Here is a 15804-nt window from a genome sequence, read left to right on the forward strand (position 1 = left end):
GTCCGTCGGTGTGACCGTGCGCACGTTGCGTAACCGGCCGCGCAAGCGTTGCACTGTCCCCATGCTGACGCGCATCGATCACATCGGTATCGCCTGCTTCGACCTGGAGCGGACCGTCGACTTCTACGCACGGACCTACGGCTTCGAGGTCTTCCACACCGAGGTCAACGAGGAGCAGGGCGTACGCGAGGCCATGCTCCGCATCAACGGCACCGACGACGGCGGCGCCTCCTACCTCCAGCTCCTGGAGCCCGTGCGCGAGGACTCCACGGTGGCGAAGTGGCTGGAGCGCCACGGCGAGGGCGTCCACCACATCGCGTTCGGCACCGAGGACGTCGACGCGGACGCGGGCGCGATCCGCGAGAAGGGCGTCCGCGTGCTGTACGACGAGCCCCGCAGGGGCTCCATGGACTCCCGTATCACCTTCCTCCACCCCAAGGACTGCCACGGCGTTCTGACCGAGCTGGTCACCTCTGCCGCCCCTTCGGCCACAACGGACCACTGACGTCCGCTTCACGGCCCGGTAGAGTGGGCTCCCGGTCGGGGCGAGCTCTCTCTTTTTGCAGACGAGGGCTCCGGGCAGGGGGCTCGGTCCACGTTCCGCCGATGATCTGACACCATTTGCAGAATGGGCCAGTTCACCTTCACCACGACCAGGGGACGGATGGGACCGCGCAGTGCGGGGCTACGACCGCTACGAGGCTGACGACCACCTCTCGCAGTTCGAGGCCGAGATGGAGCGGCTGAAGAAGGAGCGGGAGAAGGCTGTCGACCACGCCGACGACCTCGGCTATCAGGTCGAAGTGCTGCGCGCCAAGCTGCACGAGGCGCGCCGCGCCCTCGCCACGCGCCCGGCCGGGTACGACAACCTGTCCCACCAGGCCGAACAGTTGCTGCGCAACGCGCAGATGCAGGCCGATCAGATGCGTGCCGACGCCGAGCGCGAGCTGCGCGAGGCACGCTCCCAGACCCAGCGGCTCCTCCAGGAGCAGGCCGAGCAGCAGTCGCGCCTGGAGTCCGAACTGCACGCCGAGGCCGTACGCAGGCGTCAGCAGCTCGACCAGGAGCTGTCCGAGCGCCGCTCCTCCGTCGAGTCGCACGTCAACGAGAACGTGGCCTGGGCCGAGCAGCTCCGCGCCCGCACCGAGCAGCAGGCCCGCCGCCTCATGGAGGAGACGCGGGCCGAGGCCGAGCAGTCGCTGGCCCACGCGCGCGCCGAGGCCCACCGGCTCACCGAAGAGGCACGCGCACGGCTGTCCGGGGAGGCCGAGAACGCCCGCGCCGAGGCCGAGGCGATCCTGCGCAGGGCCCGCGCCGACGCCGAGCGGCTGCTGAACGCCGCCTCCACCCAGGCCCAGGAGGCCAGCGACCACGCCGAGGAGCTGCGCACCTCCACCGCGAGCGAGTCGGAGTCGGCCCGCCGCGAGTCCGCCGAGCTGGTCCGCAGGGCCGAGGAGCGGATGCGGGAGGCCGAGACGGCGCTGCGCGAGGCCCGCGCGGAGGCCGAGCGGAAGCTGACGGAGGCCGAGGAGTCGGCGGCCAAGCGGCTCACCGACTGCGAGTCCGAGAACGAGCAGCGCACCCGCACCGCCAAGGGCGAGGTCGCGCGCATGGTGAGCGAGGCCACCAAGGAGTCCGAGGCCATCAAGGCCGAGGCGGAGCAGTTGCGCGAGGACGCCAAGGCGGAGGCCGAGCGGCTGATCGCGGAGGCCAAGGAGGAGGCGCGCTCCACCACGGCGGAGGAGTCCGCGAACCAGCTCGCCGAGGCGGCCCGTACCGCCGAGGACGTGCTGAACAAGGCGTCCGAGGAGGCCCAGGCCACCACGAAGTCGGCCAACGAGGAGGCGGAGCGGCTGCGCCGCGAGGCCGAGGAGGAGGCCGACCGGCTCCGGGCCGAGGCGCACGACGTCGCCGAGCAGCTCAAGGGCGCCGCCAAGGACGACACCAAGGAGTACCGCGCCAAGACCGTCGAGCTCCAGGAGGAGGCGCGGCGGCTGCGCGGCGAGGCCGAGCAGTTGCGGGCCGAGGCCGTCGAGGAGGGCGAGCGGATCCGCGGCGAGGCGCGCCGCGAGGCCGTCCAGCAGATCGAGGAGGCAGCGGGCCGCGCCGAGGAGCTGCTGTCCAAGGCCAAGGCGGACGCCGAGGAGACCCGTAAGGACGCGGCCACCGAGAGCGAGCGCGTCCGCACCGAGGCCATCGAGCGCGCGACGACGCTGCGCAAGCAGGCCGAGGAGGCCCTGGAGCGCGCCAGGACCGAGGCCGACGAGCTGCGGACCTCCGCCGAGGAGCAGGCCGGGCAGACCAGGAGCGAGGCCGACGAGGCCGGGCGCCGGGTCCGCGAGGAGGCCGAGGAGGCGGCGCGGGCCCGCAAGGCCGAGGCGGCCGAGGAGCTGGAGCGGCTGCACAGCGAGGCGGAGAGCAAGCTCGCCGACGCCGAGCAGCGGCTGACGGAGGCACGCGCCGAGGCCGAGCGGCTGCGCGAGGAGGCCCGCACCGAGACGGAGCGGGTGCGCGCGGAGGCGGCGGAGCGTGCCCGTACGCTCCAGCAGCAGGCCGAGGAGGAGGCCGAGCGGCTGCGCACGGAGGCCATCGCGGACGCCTCGCAGTCCCGCGCCGAGGGCGAGTCCGTGGCCGTCCAGTTGCGCAGCGAAGCCGCCTCCGAGGCGGAGCGGCTGCGCGCGGAGGCCCAGGAGACGGCCGACCGGGTACGGGCCGAGGCGAACGCGGCGGCCGAGCGGACGAACGCGGAGGCGGCCGAGGCGCTGTCGGCGGCGCAGGAGGAGGCCGCACGGCGGCACCGCGAGGCGGGCGAACTCCTCGCCGAGGCCCGCGAGGAGGCGCACCAGGAGCGCACCCAGGCACGCGAGCAGAGCGAGGAGCTGCTGGCCGCTGCCCGCAAGCGGGTCGAGGAGGCGCAGGCCGAGTCGGAGCGCCTGGTCGAGGAGGCCGAGCGGCGCGCCGCGGAGCTGGTGGCGGCGGCCGAGGAGACGGCCCAGCAGGTGCGGGACTCCGTCGCCGGGCTGCACGCCCAGGCCGAGGAGGACATCGCGGGGATGCGCGCGGCGGCCGAGCACGCCGCCGCGACGATGCGCCAGGAGGCCAAGGAGGAGTCGGACGCGGCCAAGTCCCTCGCCGAGCACACCGTCTCGGAGGCGATGGAGGAGGCCGAGCGGGCGCGTGCCGAGGCCGAGCGGCTGCGCGAGGAGGCCCTGGAGGAGACCGAGCGCTGGCGCAACGAGGCCCGCGAGGAGACCGACAGGCTGCGCGACGAGGCGCGCCAGGAGGCCGCGAAGAAGCGCGGCGAGGCCGCCGAGCAGGCCGACCAGCTCATGGCCAAGGCCCAGGAGGAGGCCCTGCGCACCCAGACCGCGGCCGAGGAGCAGGCGGACAGCATGGTGGGCGCGGCCCGTTCGGAGTCCGAGCGGCTGATGACGGAGGCCCGCGAGGAGGGCAGGGAGCTGGTCGAGAGCGCCAGGTCGGACTCCAACACCATGCTGGAGGAGGCCCGCAGCGACGCCGCCGCGATAAGGGAGCGCGCCGAGGAGCTGCGCACTCGTATCGAGGCCGAGGTCGAGGAGCTGCACGAGCGGGCGCGGCGCGAGTCGGCCGAGGCGATGCAGACGGCGGGCGAGCGCTGCGACAAGCTCGTCAAGGCGGCGGAGGAGCAGCTCAAGGAGGCCCAGGACAAGGCCGAGGAGCTGGTGAACGACGCCAACGCCGAGGCGGGCAAGGTCCGTATCGCCGCCGTCAAGAAGGCGGAGGGGCTGCTCAAGGAAGCCGAGCAGAAGAAGGCCGCCATGCTCCGCGAGGCCGAGGCCATCCGCGCCGAGGCCGAGGCGGAGGCGAAGCGTACGGTGGACGACGGACAGCGTGAACTCGACGTGCTGGTAAGGCGCCAGGAGGACATCAACGCCGAAATCTCCCGTGTCCAGGACGTGCTGGAAGCACTGGAGTCCTTCGAGACGCCAGGTGCCGGCGGCGGCCAGGGTGGCGGGGGCGGCAAGAAGGGCGGAGCCGACGGTGGGTCAAACGGCGCCGTCAAGGCGGGTGTTGGCGCAGGTACAACCCGTTCGAGTGGCAAGGAGTCAGGGGCTTAGCCACTCGAACGAGCGAGCATTCACCAGATCAAACCGTCATTGGCTCGATGACACGCCGCCTTGGCCCCTAGGATTCCCTCTATCACTTCCCCCGTCTGATAACCCGGCTGACTCGACAGGAACCCCATGAGCGACACTTCCTCCCCCTTCGGCTTCGAGCTCGTGCGGCGTGGCTACGACCGCGGGCAGGTGGACGACCGCATCACGAAGCTCGTCGCCGACCGTGACAGCGCACTGGCCCGAATCACCTCTCTGGAAAAGCGCATCGAGGAGCTGCACCTCGAAACGCAGAACGCCCAGGCACAGGTCAACGACGCCGAGCCGTCCTACGCCGGGCTCGGCGCTCGTGTCGAGAAGATCCTCCGCCTCGCCGAGGAGGAGGCCAAGGACCTGCGCGAGGAGGCCCGCCGGGCCGCCGAGCAGCACCGCGAACTCGCCGAAGGCGCGGCCCAGCAGGTCCGTAACGACGCGGAGGCGTTCGCCTCCGAGCGCAAGGCGAAGGCCGAGGACGAGGGCGCTCGCATCGTCGAGAAGGCGAAGGGCGAGGCCACCACTCTGCGTGCCGACGCGGAGAAGGACGCGCAGTCCAAGCGCGAGGAGGCCGATTCCCTCTTCGAGGACACCCGCGCCAAGGCGGCCCAGGCGGCGGCGGACTTCGAGACGAACCTCGCCAAGCGCCGGGAGCAGTCCGAGCGCGATCTGGCCTCCCGTCAGGCCAAGGCCGAGAAGCGCCTCGCGGAGATCGAGCACCGCGCGGAGCAGCTCCGGCTGGAGGCCGAGAAGCTGCGTACGGACGCGGAGCGCCGCGCCCGTCAGACGGTCGAGACCGCGCAGCGCCAGGCCGAGGACATCGTCGCCGACGCCAACGCGAAGGCCGACCGCGTCCGCAGCGAGTCCGAGCGCGAGCTGGCGGCGCTCACGAACCGCCGCGACAGCATCAACGCGCAGCTCACCAACGTGCGCGAGATGCTGGCCACCCTCACGGGTGCGGCTGCCGCCGCCGGTGTGCAGCAGGGTGACGAGGGTTCGGAGGAGCCGGTCAGCCGAGGTGTTCCGGCCCAGCAGTCCCGCTGAGCCACTGTCGTCAGCGCCGCTTCCGGGGTGCGTTTCCGGGAGCGACGTCCACGGGCCACCGGGCCGGCCCTGGTCCCGGCTCCGGACCTGGAACGGCCCGCTTACGTGGAGGGCCCGGCCGCCCTCCCCCCGCCGCGCGCGGGGACCGGCAACCCCATGCCGGTCCCCGCGCGCGGTTCTCTGTGCCTCGCCTCTTGCCTCTTCCCTTGCGGGGAGGACGCCCCGGGCGCGGGGACGGTTCCCCGCGTCGTACCGGAGCCCTCGGCTCTCCGGTGGCGGAGGCCGCCATTCGCGCTTAGCGTCGGTTCATGATTGAGCTGCACGGGCTGACGAAGCGCTACGGCGAGAAGACCGCCGTCGACGACCTCACCTTCCGCGTGCGGCCCGGCGTCGTCACCGGCTTCCTCGGCCCGAACGGGGCGGGCAAGTCGACGACCATGCGGATGATGCTGGGTCTGGACAACCCGACCGGCGGCGACGTCCGTATCGACGGCAAACGCTACGACCAGCTCCACGAGCCGCTGAACTACATCGGCGCCCTGCTGGAGGCGAAGGCGGTGCACGGCGGCCGTACCGCGTACAACCACCTCCTGTGCATGGCGCAGTCCAACGGCATCCCGCGCCGGCGGATCGACGAGGTGCTCGACCTCGTCGGGCTGACCGGCGTCGCGAAGAAGCGGCCGAAGGGGTTCTCGCTGGGCATGGGCCAGCGGCTCGGCATCGCGGCGGCGCTGCTCGGCGACCCGAAGATCCTGATGTTCGACGAGCCCGTCAACGGCCTCGACCCCGAGGGCATCCACTGGATCCGCAACCTGATGAAGCAGCTCGCCGACGAGGGGCGCACCGTCTTCGTCTCCTCGCACCTCATGAGCGAAATGGCGCTGACGGCCGACCACTTGGTGGTCATCGGCCAGGGAAAGCTGATGGCCGACACCTCGATGGCCGACTTCATCGCGGAGAACTCGCGCACGTACGTGCGCATCCGCACCCCGCAGCCCGAGGCGCTGCGCGACGCGCTCGGCGGCGAGGGGCTCACGCCCACGCCCGTGGCGGACGGCTCGCTGGAGGTGGAGGGCGCGGACGCGGCCCGTATCGGCGAACTCGCGGCGCGGCGGCAGGTCGTGCTGCACGAGCTGAGCCCGCAGCGGGCCTCGCTGGAGGAGGCGTTCATGCGGCTGACGGCGGAGTCGGTGGAGTACCACGCGCACACGACGTCCGGTACGTCCGGTGCGGCTGACGCGTCCGGCGCCGCGCCACCGGATGGCGGCGAAGCCGCCGGGTCCGAGGCCGGGGCCTGGGGCTCCGGCTGGAAGAAGGGGGACTGACCATGGCGAGCGTCTCGCGGGTTCTCCAGTCGGAGTGGACCAAGATCCGCTCCGTACGCTCCACGCTGTGGACACTGGCGGCGGCCCTGGTGGTCACCATCGCGCTGTCCGCGCTGATCTGCGTGTTCACCAAGTCCGAGTTCGACGACATGCCCGTCAGGGACCGGATGACCTTCGACCCGACCTACACCAGCTTCGCGGGCATGGGCCTCGGCCAGCTCGCCATGATCGCCTTCGGGGTGCTCGTCGTCTCGGCCGAGTACAACACGGGGATGATCAGGAGTTCGCTGGCCGCCGTGCCGCAGCGGGGCACCTTCCTGTGGTGCAAGGTGCTCGTCGCGGGGCTGCTGGTGCTGGTGGTCGGGATGGTCACCAGCTTCCTGACGTTCTTCATCGGGCAGGCCCTGCTCGGCGACCACGGCGCCTCGCTCGGCGACACGGGCGTGCTGCGCGCGGTGTTCGGCGGCGGGCTCTACATGGCGCTGATCGCGCTCTTCGCGATGGGCGCCACCTTCGTGCTGCGCAGCCCCATGCTGGCGTTCGGCATCCTGATGCCGTTCTTCTTCCTGATCTCCAACATCCTGGGCGGAGTGAGCGCGACGAAGAAGGTCGCGCAGTATCTGCCCGACCAGGCGGGCACCACGGTCATGTCCGTCGTCCCGGAGACGCTGGACCGCCCGTACGGGCCCTGGGCCGGGCTGCTGATCATGGTCGCGTGGGCCGTCGTGGCCCTCGTGGCGGGCTTCTTCGTCCTGAAAAAGCGGGACGCGTGACACCTCGTGTGACGTGAGTGACGCGGACCATGGAACCAATACGGGCCCTCGTCCGGTCCTAGGCCGTGTCGGGGGGCGAAACCAGCCCCGAACTGCGTCCAGGGGCGAGCAATGATCGAGGCGTACGGCCTGACGAAGCGCTACGGCGCCAAGACGGCCGTCTACAACCTGTCCTTCCAGGTACGGCCCGGGACCGTGACCGGTTTTCTGGGCCCGAACGGTTCCGGGAAATCCACGACGATGCGGATGATCCTGGGTCTGGACACCCCCACGGAGGGCACGGTCACGATCGGCGGCCACCGGTTCAGGGGGCTGCCCAACGCCCCGCGCCAGGTCGGTGCCCTGCTGGACGCCAAGGCGGTGCACGGCGGCCGTTCCGCGCGCAACCACCTGCTGTCCCTGGCCCAGCTCTCGGGCATCCCCGCGCGCCGGGTGGACGAGGTGCTGGGCGTGGTCGGACTGCACGAGGTGGCCAAGAAGCGCTCCAAGGGCTTCTCGCTCGGCATGGGCCAGCGGCTCGGCATCGCCGCCGCGCTGCTCGGCGATCCGCAGGTGCTGCTCTTCGACGAGCCCGTCAACGGCCTCGACCCCGAGGGCATCCTGTGGGTGCGCAACCTGATGAAGGGGCTCGCGAGCGAGGGCCGTACCGTCTTCGTCTCCTCGCACCTCATGAGCGAGATGGCGCAGACAGCGGAGCATCTGATCGTGATCGGGCGCGGCCAGCTCATGGCCGACACCTCGGTGAAGGAGTTCATCGCGCAGAACTCCGTGGGCTTCGCGCGCGTACGGACGCCCGACGGCGAGCCCGAACAGCGCGAGAAGCTGACGTCGGCGGTGCACGAGGCCGGTGGCCACGCCCAGCCCGAGGAGGACGGCGCGATCCGCGTGACGGGGCTCGCGCTGCCGCACATCAGCGAGCTGGCGCACGGGGCCGACGTACGGCTGTGGGAGCTGTCGCCGCACCAGGCTTCGCTGGAGGAGGCGTACATGCGGATGACGCAGGGCTCCGTCGACTACCGCTCGACGACCGACCAGCGCGCGGGCTTCCAGCAGCCGATGCCGCCCGGTCCTGTGCAACCGGGGCAGATGCCGCCGGGCCAGCCGCCGTTGCCAGGTCAGCCCTTCCCGGGCCAGATGCCGCCAGGTGCCCAGGCCGCGCCGGGGAACTGGGGCCCGCCGCCCCAGGCAATGCCGCCCCAGGCCGCGCCGCCGCCCCAGCCCGGCCCGTACGGCCACCCCGCACAGCCCGGCCCGCTCGACCCCGAGGACGCCCGATGACGACGCCGCAGCACCACAACCCGGCGCCCGCACCGCAGCAGGCACCGCCGCAGCAGATGCCGCCGCAGCCGCAGCACCAGGCACCCGCACCGCAGCAGATGCCGCCGCAGCAACAGCAGCACCAGCAGGCGCCCGCCCCGTACGGCAAGACCCACCTCGGCCACGCCATCGTCTCGGAGTGGACGAAGATCCGTTCCGTGCGCTCGACGGTGTGGACGCTCGGCGTCATGTTCGTCCTGGTCGTCGGGATCGGGTTCCTCACCGCGCTCGGCCTGAGCGGCTCCGACTTCACGGGGATGCCGCTGCTCTCCGGCGGCCTGTTCGGGCTGATGCTCGGGCAGATCTGCGTCATCACGCTCGGGGTGCTGGTGATCACCTCCGAGTACGGCACCGGCATGATCCGTACGACCCTCACGGCCTCCCCGCAGCGCGGCCGTGTACTCACGGCGAAGGCCGTGGTCTTCTTCGTGCTGGCCTTCGTGATGACGACGGTGGCCTGCACCGTCACCGCGCTGATCAACTCCGTGCTGCTGTCGGGACAGAGCGTCTCCGGCTTCGAGCGCCAGGCCGACGCCATGGGCATCCTCATCGAGAACGGCCAGGTCGTGGCCGACAGCAGCCAGTGGCTGGGCGCGACCGTCGGCGCGGGGCTGTACGTCGCGCTGCTGGGCCTGCTGTCGCTGGCCGTGGGCGCGCTGCTGCGGCACTCGGCCGGGGCCATCACCGCGATGCTGGCCCTGGTCCTGCTGCCGCTGGTGATGGCGATGTTCATGATGGGCGAGGCGCTTCAGGACGTGCGCGAGATCCTGCTGGAATACTCGCCCCTGAACGGGCTGGCGTCCCTCTACCGCATCCCCATGAGCGACGACCAGACCGCGACCGGCTGGCCGCTCCTGGGCGTGCTGGCGATCGCGACGGCCGTCGTGCTGGCCGCGGCGTACGCGCTGCTGGAGAAGCGCGACGTCTGACCGGTCCCAGGTCCGGACTCGGGCCCCCGGTGGTCCCAGGGGTCAGTAGCGAGGGGCCTGACGAGACCGCTGGAGCCGTGCGCTCCGGCGGTCTCGCGCGTTCCAGCACGCCTTGTGCCAGTGCCGTCTGTCGTCTCCGTCGCCCGTCCTGGGCCAGGCCACGACGTGCGGTACCCCCGGCGGGATCTCCTGGTCGCAGCCGGGGCAGCGGTAGTGCTTGGCCGCCGCGCTGCCGCTGATGTGGCGCACGGACCAGTCCTCGCCGCGCCAGTCCTCCGTACGCTCCAGGCCGTACCGCTCCCCCGCCTCGTCGTCGCCGTCCCGCCGTCCGGCGCCGGAGGAGAACTTGGCAGCACCGCCGCGCGGGCGGTTGCGACGCGGGGACACAGGGCACCTCGGAAGGTCGGGGTCGTGGGGGCTGTCGGCGCCGCCTCCGTGAGCCCTCGCGCGGACGCGGACTCCGGGGCCGTACCGCTTCCAGGGTACGCATCCGCACGTCAGACACCCGCGTCAGCGCCCACGACGGGGCCGTTCTGCCACCCCGTCGGACCGCTGCCGCCGGGCCGGACGGCCGGGGCCCCCTTCCGTCCATCTTTCCGTTCATCGGAAAAACCGCTCACCGCACCGTGCCCTTGGCACCTGCCAGACGTTAATGCCTGTAGGGGAGCACTGGGTCGGTCGTTCAAGGAGGGGGAGAGAAATGCGAGTTGGAGCTTTCGTGCTGGCCGCGCAGTTCCCGGGCCAGGGGCAGGGCGAGGCCCTGCACCGCGCGGTGCGGACAACCGAGGCCGCGGAGGCGGCGGGACTGGACGCGGTCTGGCTGGCCGAGCACCACTTCGTGCCGTACGGCGTGTGCCCGTCGGCGACGACGCTCGCCGCGCTGCTGCTGGGGCGCACCCGGCGCATCGGTGTGGGCACCGCCGTCAGCGTGCTGCCGAACCACCATCCGGTCGCGCTCGCCGAGCAGACCGCGCTGCTGCACCTCACCACCGGGGGCCGCTTCACCCTCGGCGTCGGGCGCGGCGGCCCCTGGGTGGATCTGGAGGTCTTCGGGGGCGGGCTCGACGCGTTCGAGCACGGCTTCCCCGAGGCCCTGGACCTGACGCTGCGCTGGCTGCGGGAGCCCCGCGTCGGTGCGGACGGCGAGCGCTACACGTTCCGTGAGGTCGATGTCGTGCCGCGGGCCGACGAGCCGGTCGGGCGCGGCGCTGGAGGGCCGGTCGGCTCGGGTTCCGGCGCCGCCTACGGCGCAGGCACGGGCACGGGCACAGACGCGGAGGACCCCGGCGAGGGCCCGCCCGTCGTCATCGCCTGCACCTCGCCAGGCACGGTCAGGCTCGCCGCTGAGCGCGGCCTGCCCATGCTGCTGGGGATGCACTGCGGCGACGAGGAGAAGGCGGAGATCGTCGCCCTGTGGCGGCGCGAGGCCGAGGCGGCGGGCCACAGCGCGGAGAAGGTCGCCGCCGTCGGCGCGCGGCATGTCTCCGCCGGCGTGGCCCAGGTCGAGGACACCCGCGAGGAGGCCACCGAGACGCTGCTCAAGGCGATGCCCGGCTGGCTCCGCGAAGGGCTCGGCGCACACCGGACCGTGGACGGAAGGCAGCGCGCCATGCGCGATCCCGTCGCCTATACGGAGCTGCTGTGCGGGCTGCATCCCGTCGGCACGCCGAGGCTGTGCGCCGACAGGCTCGCGGCCACGGCTGAACGGACCGGAATCAATCGTTTCGCGCTGCTCGTGGAGGGAAGCGGCGATCTCGCGGCGACGGAGCGCAATGTCGCGCGGCTCGGTGACGACGTGCTTCCCCGGCTCACCTGACCACCGACCGCCGCTCCCCCAGGTTGGGGACGGGGAGCGGCCGGCGTCGACGGGACCGCGTCCCGCGGGGTCCGCGGGGAGGGGTGCGGTCCGTCGGCGTCAGCCGGCGTCGCCCGTCGCGACGGCGCTCAGCAGTCGCGCAGCAGCGGCGACTGGTTGAGGAGCTGTCCGCGGATGGATGTGAAGCGTGCCAGCCTGTCGTCCGCCGAGGCGTCGGTCGGGAAGACCGCGACCCGGTGGCAGTTCTGGAAGGCGAGCCGGACGCCGAAGTGCCGCTCCAGCGCGCCGCGTATCGCGTCGCTGGCCATGGCGCGCAGAAGCTGACCGCGCGCCTGCTCGTCCGGAGGCGGGGTCTGGTTGTCGGCGAACTCGCCTCCGTCCACCTTGAGCTGAGCCACAAGTGAGCTGACCATCTCCCACGCGAACGGCAGGGAGGAGCGGACGCAGTCGACGAAAGCCGCTTCGTCGACCTCGCCTCGTTCGGCCTGCTCAAGTAGGGCCGGTGAGACGTCGAGCGACATGGGTTCTCCTCTCGCGACCCCGTCGGACGGGGTCTTCGGACGGGAACAGAGGACCCCGCCGCGCCGCGTAGTCGCACGACCCCGGACGGCGACGCCCCTGTCAGTTCACGGTAAGGGGCGGAGAGTGACCGCACCATGCGAATGGACATACATCCGGCCACTCCCTCCCGATGCCGCCTGAGCGCAGGGGGCGAATCGCGCGCCGGGGGCCCGGTCCAGTAGCGTGGCCGACCATGCGTCTCGTCATCGCCCGGTGCTCCGTCGACTACGCCGGCAGGCTCACCGCACACCTCCCCTCGGCGCCCCGGCTCATCCTCGTGAAGGCCGACGGCTCGGTCTCCATCCACGCGGACGACCGCGCCTACAAGCCGCTCAACTGGATGTCCCCGCCCTGCACTCTGAAGGAGGGCGACGACTCCAAGTGGACCGTGGAGAACAAGGCGGGCGAGAAGCTCATCATCACCATGGAGGAGGTCCTGCACGACTCCTCGCACGAACTGGGCGTCGATCCAGGGCTCATCAAGGACGGTGTGGAAGCGCACCTCCAGGAGCTGCTGGCCGACCGCATGGAGACCCTGGGCGAGGGCTACACGCTGATCCGCCGCGAGTACCAGACGGCGATCGGCCCGGTGGACATCCTGGGCCGTGACGCGCAGGGCGCCACCGTCGCCGTGGAGATCAAGCGCAGGGGCGAGATCGACGGCGTCGAGCAGCTCACCCGCTACCTCGATCTCCTCAACCGCGATCCGCATCTGGCCCCGGTCAAGGGCGTCTTCGCGGCCCAGGAGATCAAGCCGCAGGCGCGCGTGCTGGCCACGGACCGCGGCATCGACTGCGTCGTCCTCGACTACAACGCGCTGCGCGGCATCGAGGACGACAAGCTCCGCCTCTTCTGATCCGATCCGGCTCCGCCGGCTCTTCCGGTCCCTGTCCCCCGGCTCCCGGCCTTCCCACGGCCGGGAGCCTTCGCGTGTACGGGGGGCGGGGTGCGAGGCGGGGCGGGGCGGGGCGGGGCGGGGCAGGAACGCACGATGTCGTACGAAGTCGTACGGAGCCGTACGTCATCGTGCGGCCCATAAGGGCTCGTTCGCGTGCCTCCGCGTGCGGCGTGCCGCGCAGGGACCGGCCCTCCGGTCCGGGGAGCGGCGCGTCACACCGTCGGCGAACCCGTGCCGCTCGTGCCGCCCGAGGTGCCGGTGGCAGTGCTGCTCGGGGAGGAGCTGCCGGAGGTGCCGCCGTCCGTTGACCCGCCCGTGGTGGTGCCGCCGTCGGTGGTCCCGCCGTCCGTCGTACCGCCGTCGGTGCTGCCGCCGTCTGTCGAGCCACCGTCCGTGCTGCCGCCGCCTGTCGAGCCACCGTCGGTGCCGCCGCCGTCCGTCGAGCCACCGTCCGTGGACCCGCCGTCCGTCGTACCGCCGCTCGTGCCGCCGCCCGAGGAACCGCCCGTCGAGGAGCTGCCGCCGGAACCCGAGCCGCCGCCGGAGCCCCCACCGTCGCCGGAGCCGCCCGTGTCGTCCGAGCCGTCGTCCGAGGAGGACGCGCTGTCGCTCGGCTTCGAGGTTTCGTCGTCCGGCGAGGAGCTGCCCGGGCCGTCGGAGGCGGAGGGGGCGCCGCTGGTCGGTCCCGGCTCCTGGGGCCTGTCGGCCGAGCCCGTTTCGGTGCCGGCGTCTTCGGTACCGGGGCGGTCGGCCGTCAGTTCGTCGTCCTCGTCCTGCTGGGAGGTGGACTGCTCGGGCTTCACCTTGTCGGCGGGCGGGTCCTCGCCGCCGGAGACGCCGGCCAGCGTGACGACGGTGCCCAGCACGGCCGCGAGCAGGGCGCCCGTGCCCGCCGCGACGACGTTCCTCCGGGTGCCGGTCGCCAGGAGGCCGCGCCATCCGGTGCGACGCTTGCCGCCCGTTCCGGTGCCGGTGCCGTGCACGCCCGTCGAAGCGAGCGTCAGCGGCTCGTCGGCGCCCTGGCCGTGCGCGGCGGCCCTGGTGACCAGGGTCTCGACACTGTCGTCGTACGCCCTGACCTCCCCGTACGCCCCGTGCTCCCCGTACGCCCCGTGCTCCCCGTACGCCGCGGCCGGCTCAGCGCCCACGGGGGCGCCCCCGGGCGGCGACGCGGACTCCTCGCCCGCCGCCGCGGGGAAGAAGCCGCCGCTCTGCGCCTGCGAGAGCCCCGACGGGGCCGGATTCCGCCCCTCCGCGAGCCCCTGCGCGAAACCCGTACCGCCCGCGCCGCCCACGCCTCCGGCCAGCCGGTCCGAGACGAGCGCCAGCGCGCGGCGCCCCGCGACCGTGCCCCGCTGGTCCGCGAGGATGCCGCGCAGGCCGATGGAAGCCTCCAGCTCGGCGCGGGCCCGCTCGGGGTTGTCGGCGCAGAGCGCGAGGACGCCCAGTTCGTGGTGGAAATACGCCTCTTCCGCGACTTCACCCACCGTGCGCGCGGCCTCCTGGCCACTGCGCAGCATCCGCTCCCATGTGCTCCAGCGCAGCGCGGCGGCGAGCACGGGCGCCGCCGTGCGGGCCAGCAGCACGGCCGCGCTCGGGTGGCCGCCGCGCCCGGCGCACTGGACGGCGGCGAGCACCGCGTCCGACTCGGCGCCGACGCGTTCGGAGCTGACGGAGGGGTGGCCCGCCCACCAGGCGTAGTGCTGTGCGGCGGCCTGGGCGCGGGTGCTCGCGTCCTCCGCGTACCCGGCGGCCGTCAGTTCGTCCGCCGTGCCGCCCGGCAGCCGGTAGTGCCCTCCTGCCGCCGTGACCAGCCCGGCCGCGGCCAGCTCGGCGACGGCGTGGTCGGCCTGCGGATCGCCGACGAGCGCCGGCAGGTGGGTGTGGTGCGGGAGTTCGCCGTCCAGCGCGACGGCGAAGCGCAGCGCGGAGCGCGCCGCGTCCGAGAGTCCTTCGGCGACGAGCGGCACCAGACCGGTCGCGGGCCCCGCCACTTGCGGCGAGGAAGCACCGTCGCCCGGACCGTCGGCGTCGCGCACCGACCCCGGCAGGGTGATCCGGCGCCGCACCCGCTGCCGCAGCAGCGCGCCCGCCTGGACGAAGCGCAGGGGCAGACCGTCCGTCTCGAACCACAGATCGGCCGCCCAGTCCGCCTCCTCGTCCGTGAGGGGGCGCAGCGCGGCGCGCTCCAGCAGTTCGAGTGCGCCGGTGCGGCTGAGCCCCGTCAGCCGGACCTCCTCGACGTGGGCCTCGGCCGAGGGCGCCGCCACATCGGGGGCGGCGGAGAAGAGGAAGGCGCATTCGGGGGTGACGGCGAGTACCTCGTCCAGGGCCGCCCCGCCGAACTCCAGATCGTCGAGGACGACGACGGCGCCGACCCCCTCCAGCGCCTCCGCGACCTCTTCCCGCGCCGGGCGGTGCAGGGGCGCCTCGTGCACGGTGGCGAACAGCTCGTACAGCACGTCGTCCGGGGTGCGGCGATAGCCGCTGAGGCGCACCACTCCGTCGGGCGCGAGTGCGGCGACGTCCTCGGCGACCACGTCCAGCAGCGTGCTGCGGCCCGCGCCCGAGGGTCCCGTGAGCCGTACGGAGCGGCCTCGCGCGAGCAGTCGCCCCAGCCGCTCGCGCTCCTCCTCGCGGTCCACCACGGGTATGTCGTCGGGCGGCGCTGCCGGGGTGCCGCCGATGGGCGCTGCGGCGCGGCCCTGGTCCGGGCGCTCGTCGACGGTCAGCTTGCGCGGACGTCCGGGAAGTTCGCCGGGCGGGCAGGGCTCGATCTCGCTGCCGTCGACGGGGTTGACGGTCAGCAGATACGGGGCCGCGACGAGTTGCACCGTCCGGGCGAGGCCGCCGCTCCCGCGCTCGCTCTCGTGCCGGCCGCCGTGCGGCTCACCACCGAGCGGCGCACCGCCGTGCGGCTCATCGCCGTGCTGCTCGCTGTCGTGCTGGACCATGGTCAATGCCCCCAGATGCCGTGACGTGGGCGGCACGCGCCAACCCTTCCGCACCGACGA

The 15804-nt window shown here is 72.9% G+C and carries 12 protein-coding genes; 9 read left to right on the forward strand and 3 right to left on the reverse strand.

Annotated features, from left to right (window positions below):
• Positions 1–61: 61 nt before the first annotated feature.
• The 7 genes from mce (at position 62) to ACYVOO_RS18115 (ending at position 9515) form a co-directional block, all read left to right on the forward strand.
• The gene (gene mce / locus ACYVOO_RS18085) at positions 62–505 is read left to right on the forward strand and encodes a methylmalonyl-CoA epimerase (protein WP_461016656.1); all 444 of its coding nucleotides are present in this window, start codon (positions 62–64) and stop codon (positions 503–505) included.
• Positions 506–677: 172 nt separating this feature from the next.
• Positions 678–4097 (forward strand): polarized growth protein Scy, encoded by a 3420-nt coding sequence (scy, locus tag ACYVOO_RS18090; RefSeq protein WP_461016657.1) that lies wholly within the window; start codon positions 678–680, stop codon positions 4095–4097.
• Between the two features lie 126 nt (positions 4098–4223).
• On the forward strand, positions 4224–5171 hold the full coding sequence (locus ACYVOO_RS18095; protein WP_453347152.1) for a coiled-coil domain-containing protein: 948 nt from the start codon (positions 4224–4226) through the stop codon (positions 5169–5171).
• Between the two features lie 308 nt (positions 5172–5479).
• A complete protein-coding gene (locus ACYVOO_RS18100; protein ID WP_461016658.1) occupies positions 5480–6496 on the forward strand; it encodes an ABC transporter ATP-binding protein in 1017 nt (338 codons plus the stop codon).
• 2 nt (positions 6497–6498) lie between these two features.
• Positions 6499–7269 (forward strand): ABC transporter permease subunit, encoded by a 771-nt coding sequence (locus tag ACYVOO_RS18105; RefSeq protein ID WP_461016659.1) that lies wholly within the window; start codon positions 6499–6501, stop codon positions 7267–7269.
• A 111-nt stretch (positions 7270–7380) separates the two neighbouring features.
• Complete coding sequence (locus ACYVOO_RS18110; RefSeq protein ID WP_461016660.1) at positions 7381–8547, forward strand: ABC transporter ATP-binding protein; 1167 nt, start codon at positions 7381–7383, stop codon at positions 8545–8547.
• On the forward strand, positions 8544–9515 hold the full coding sequence (locus ACYVOO_RS18115; RefSeq protein ID WP_461016661.1) for an ABC transporter permease subunit: 972 nt from the start codon (positions 8544–8546) through the stop codon (positions 9513–9515). The genes ACYVOO_RS18110 and ACYVOO_RS18115 overlap by 4 nt, the downstream gene beginning before the upstream one ends.
• Before the next feature lie 42 nt (positions 9516–9557).
• Here ACYVOO_RS18115 and ACYVOO_RS18120 read toward each other — a convergent pair whose 3' ends face one another.
• On the reverse strand, positions 9558–9902 hold the full coding sequence (locus tag ACYVOO_RS18120) for an ATP/GTP-binding protein (protein WP_453350968.1): 345 nt from the start codon (positions 9900–9902) through the stop codon (positions 9558–9560).
• Positions 9903–10215: 313 nt separating this feature from the next.
• Here ACYVOO_RS18120 and ACYVOO_RS18125 point away from each other — a divergent pair, with 313 nt between their 5' ends.
• A complete protein-coding gene (locus tag ACYVOO_RS18125) occupies positions 10216–11331 on the forward strand; it encodes an LLM class flavin-dependent oxidoreductase (RefSeq protein WP_461016662.1) in 1116 nt (371 codons plus the stop codon).
• Positions 11332–11459: 128 nt separating this feature from the next.
• Here the strand turns inward: ACYVOO_RS18125 and ACYVOO_RS18130 are convergent, their stop codons facing one another.
• Positions 11460–11852 (reverse strand): SCO5389 family protein, encoded by a 393-nt coding sequence (locus ACYVOO_RS18130; RefSeq protein WP_453350966.1) that lies wholly within the window; start codon positions 11850–11852, stop codon positions 11460–11462.
• Positions 11853–12085: 233 nt separating this feature from the next.
• Between ACYVOO_RS18130 and nucS the strand changes: the two genes are divergently transcribed.
• Positions 12086–12748 carry an endonuclease NucS gene (gene nucS, locus ACYVOO_RS18135; protein WP_453350965.1) on the forward strand — a complete coding sequence of 221 codons (663 nt, stop codon included), beginning with the start codon at positions 12086–12088 and terminating at the stop codon, positions 12746–12748.
• A 254-nt stretch (positions 12749–13002) separates the two neighbouring features.
• Here nucS and ACYVOO_RS18140 read toward each other — a convergent pair whose 3' ends face one another.
• Positions 13003–15744 (reverse strand): ATP-binding protein, encoded by a 2742-nt coding sequence (locus ACYVOO_RS18140; protein ID WP_461016703.1) that lies wholly within the window; start codon positions 15742–15744, stop codon positions 13003–13005.
• Between the last annotated feature and the right edge of the window lie 60 nt (positions 15745–15804).

It is taken from the genome of Streptomyces daliensis, assembly GCF_054782395.1.

Bases quoted from the DNA above. Each gene is read 5' to 3' on its own strand.
- ACYVOO_RS18130 (WP_453350966.1), bottom strand. From the start codon at position 11,852: ATGTCGCTCGACGTCTCACCGGCCCTACTTGAGCAGGCCGAACGAGGC.
- nucS (WP_453350965.1), top strand. From the start codon at position 12,086: ATGCGTCTCGTCATCGCCCGGTGCTCCGTCGACTACGCCGGCAGGCTC.
- ACYVOO_RS18105 (WP_461016659.1), top strand. From the start codon at position 6,499: ATGGCGAGCGTCTCGCGGGTTCTCCAGTCGGAGTGGACCAAGATCCGC.
- ACYVOO_RS18095 (WP_453347152.1), top strand. From the start codon at position 4,224: ATGAGCGACACTTCCTCCCCCTTCGGCTTCGAGCTCGTGCGGCGTGGC.
- ACYVOO_RS18125 (WP_461016662.1), top strand. From the start codon at position 10,216: ATGCGAGTTGGAGCTTTCGTGCTGGCCGCGCAGTTCCCGGGCCAGGGG.
- ACYVOO_RS18100 (WP_461016658.1), top strand. From the start codon at position 5,480: ATGATTGAGCTGCACGGGCTGACGAAGCGCTACGGCGAGAAGACCGCC.
- mce (WP_461016656.1), top strand. From the start codon at position 62: ATGCTGACGCGCATCGATCACATCGGTATCGCCTGCTTCGACCTGGAG.
- ACYVOO_RS18115 (WP_461016661.1), top strand. From the start codon at position 8,544: ATGACGACGCCGCAGCACCACAACCCGGCGCCCGCACCGCAGCAGGCA.
- ACYVOO_RS18110 (WP_461016660.1), top strand. From the start codon at position 7,381: ATGATCGAGGCGTACGGCCTGACGAAGCGCTACGGCGCCAAGACGGCC.
- ACYVOO_RS18140 (WP_461016703.1), bottom strand. From the start codon at position 15,744: ATGGTCCAGCACGACAGCGAGCAGCACGGCGATGAGCCGCACGGCGGT.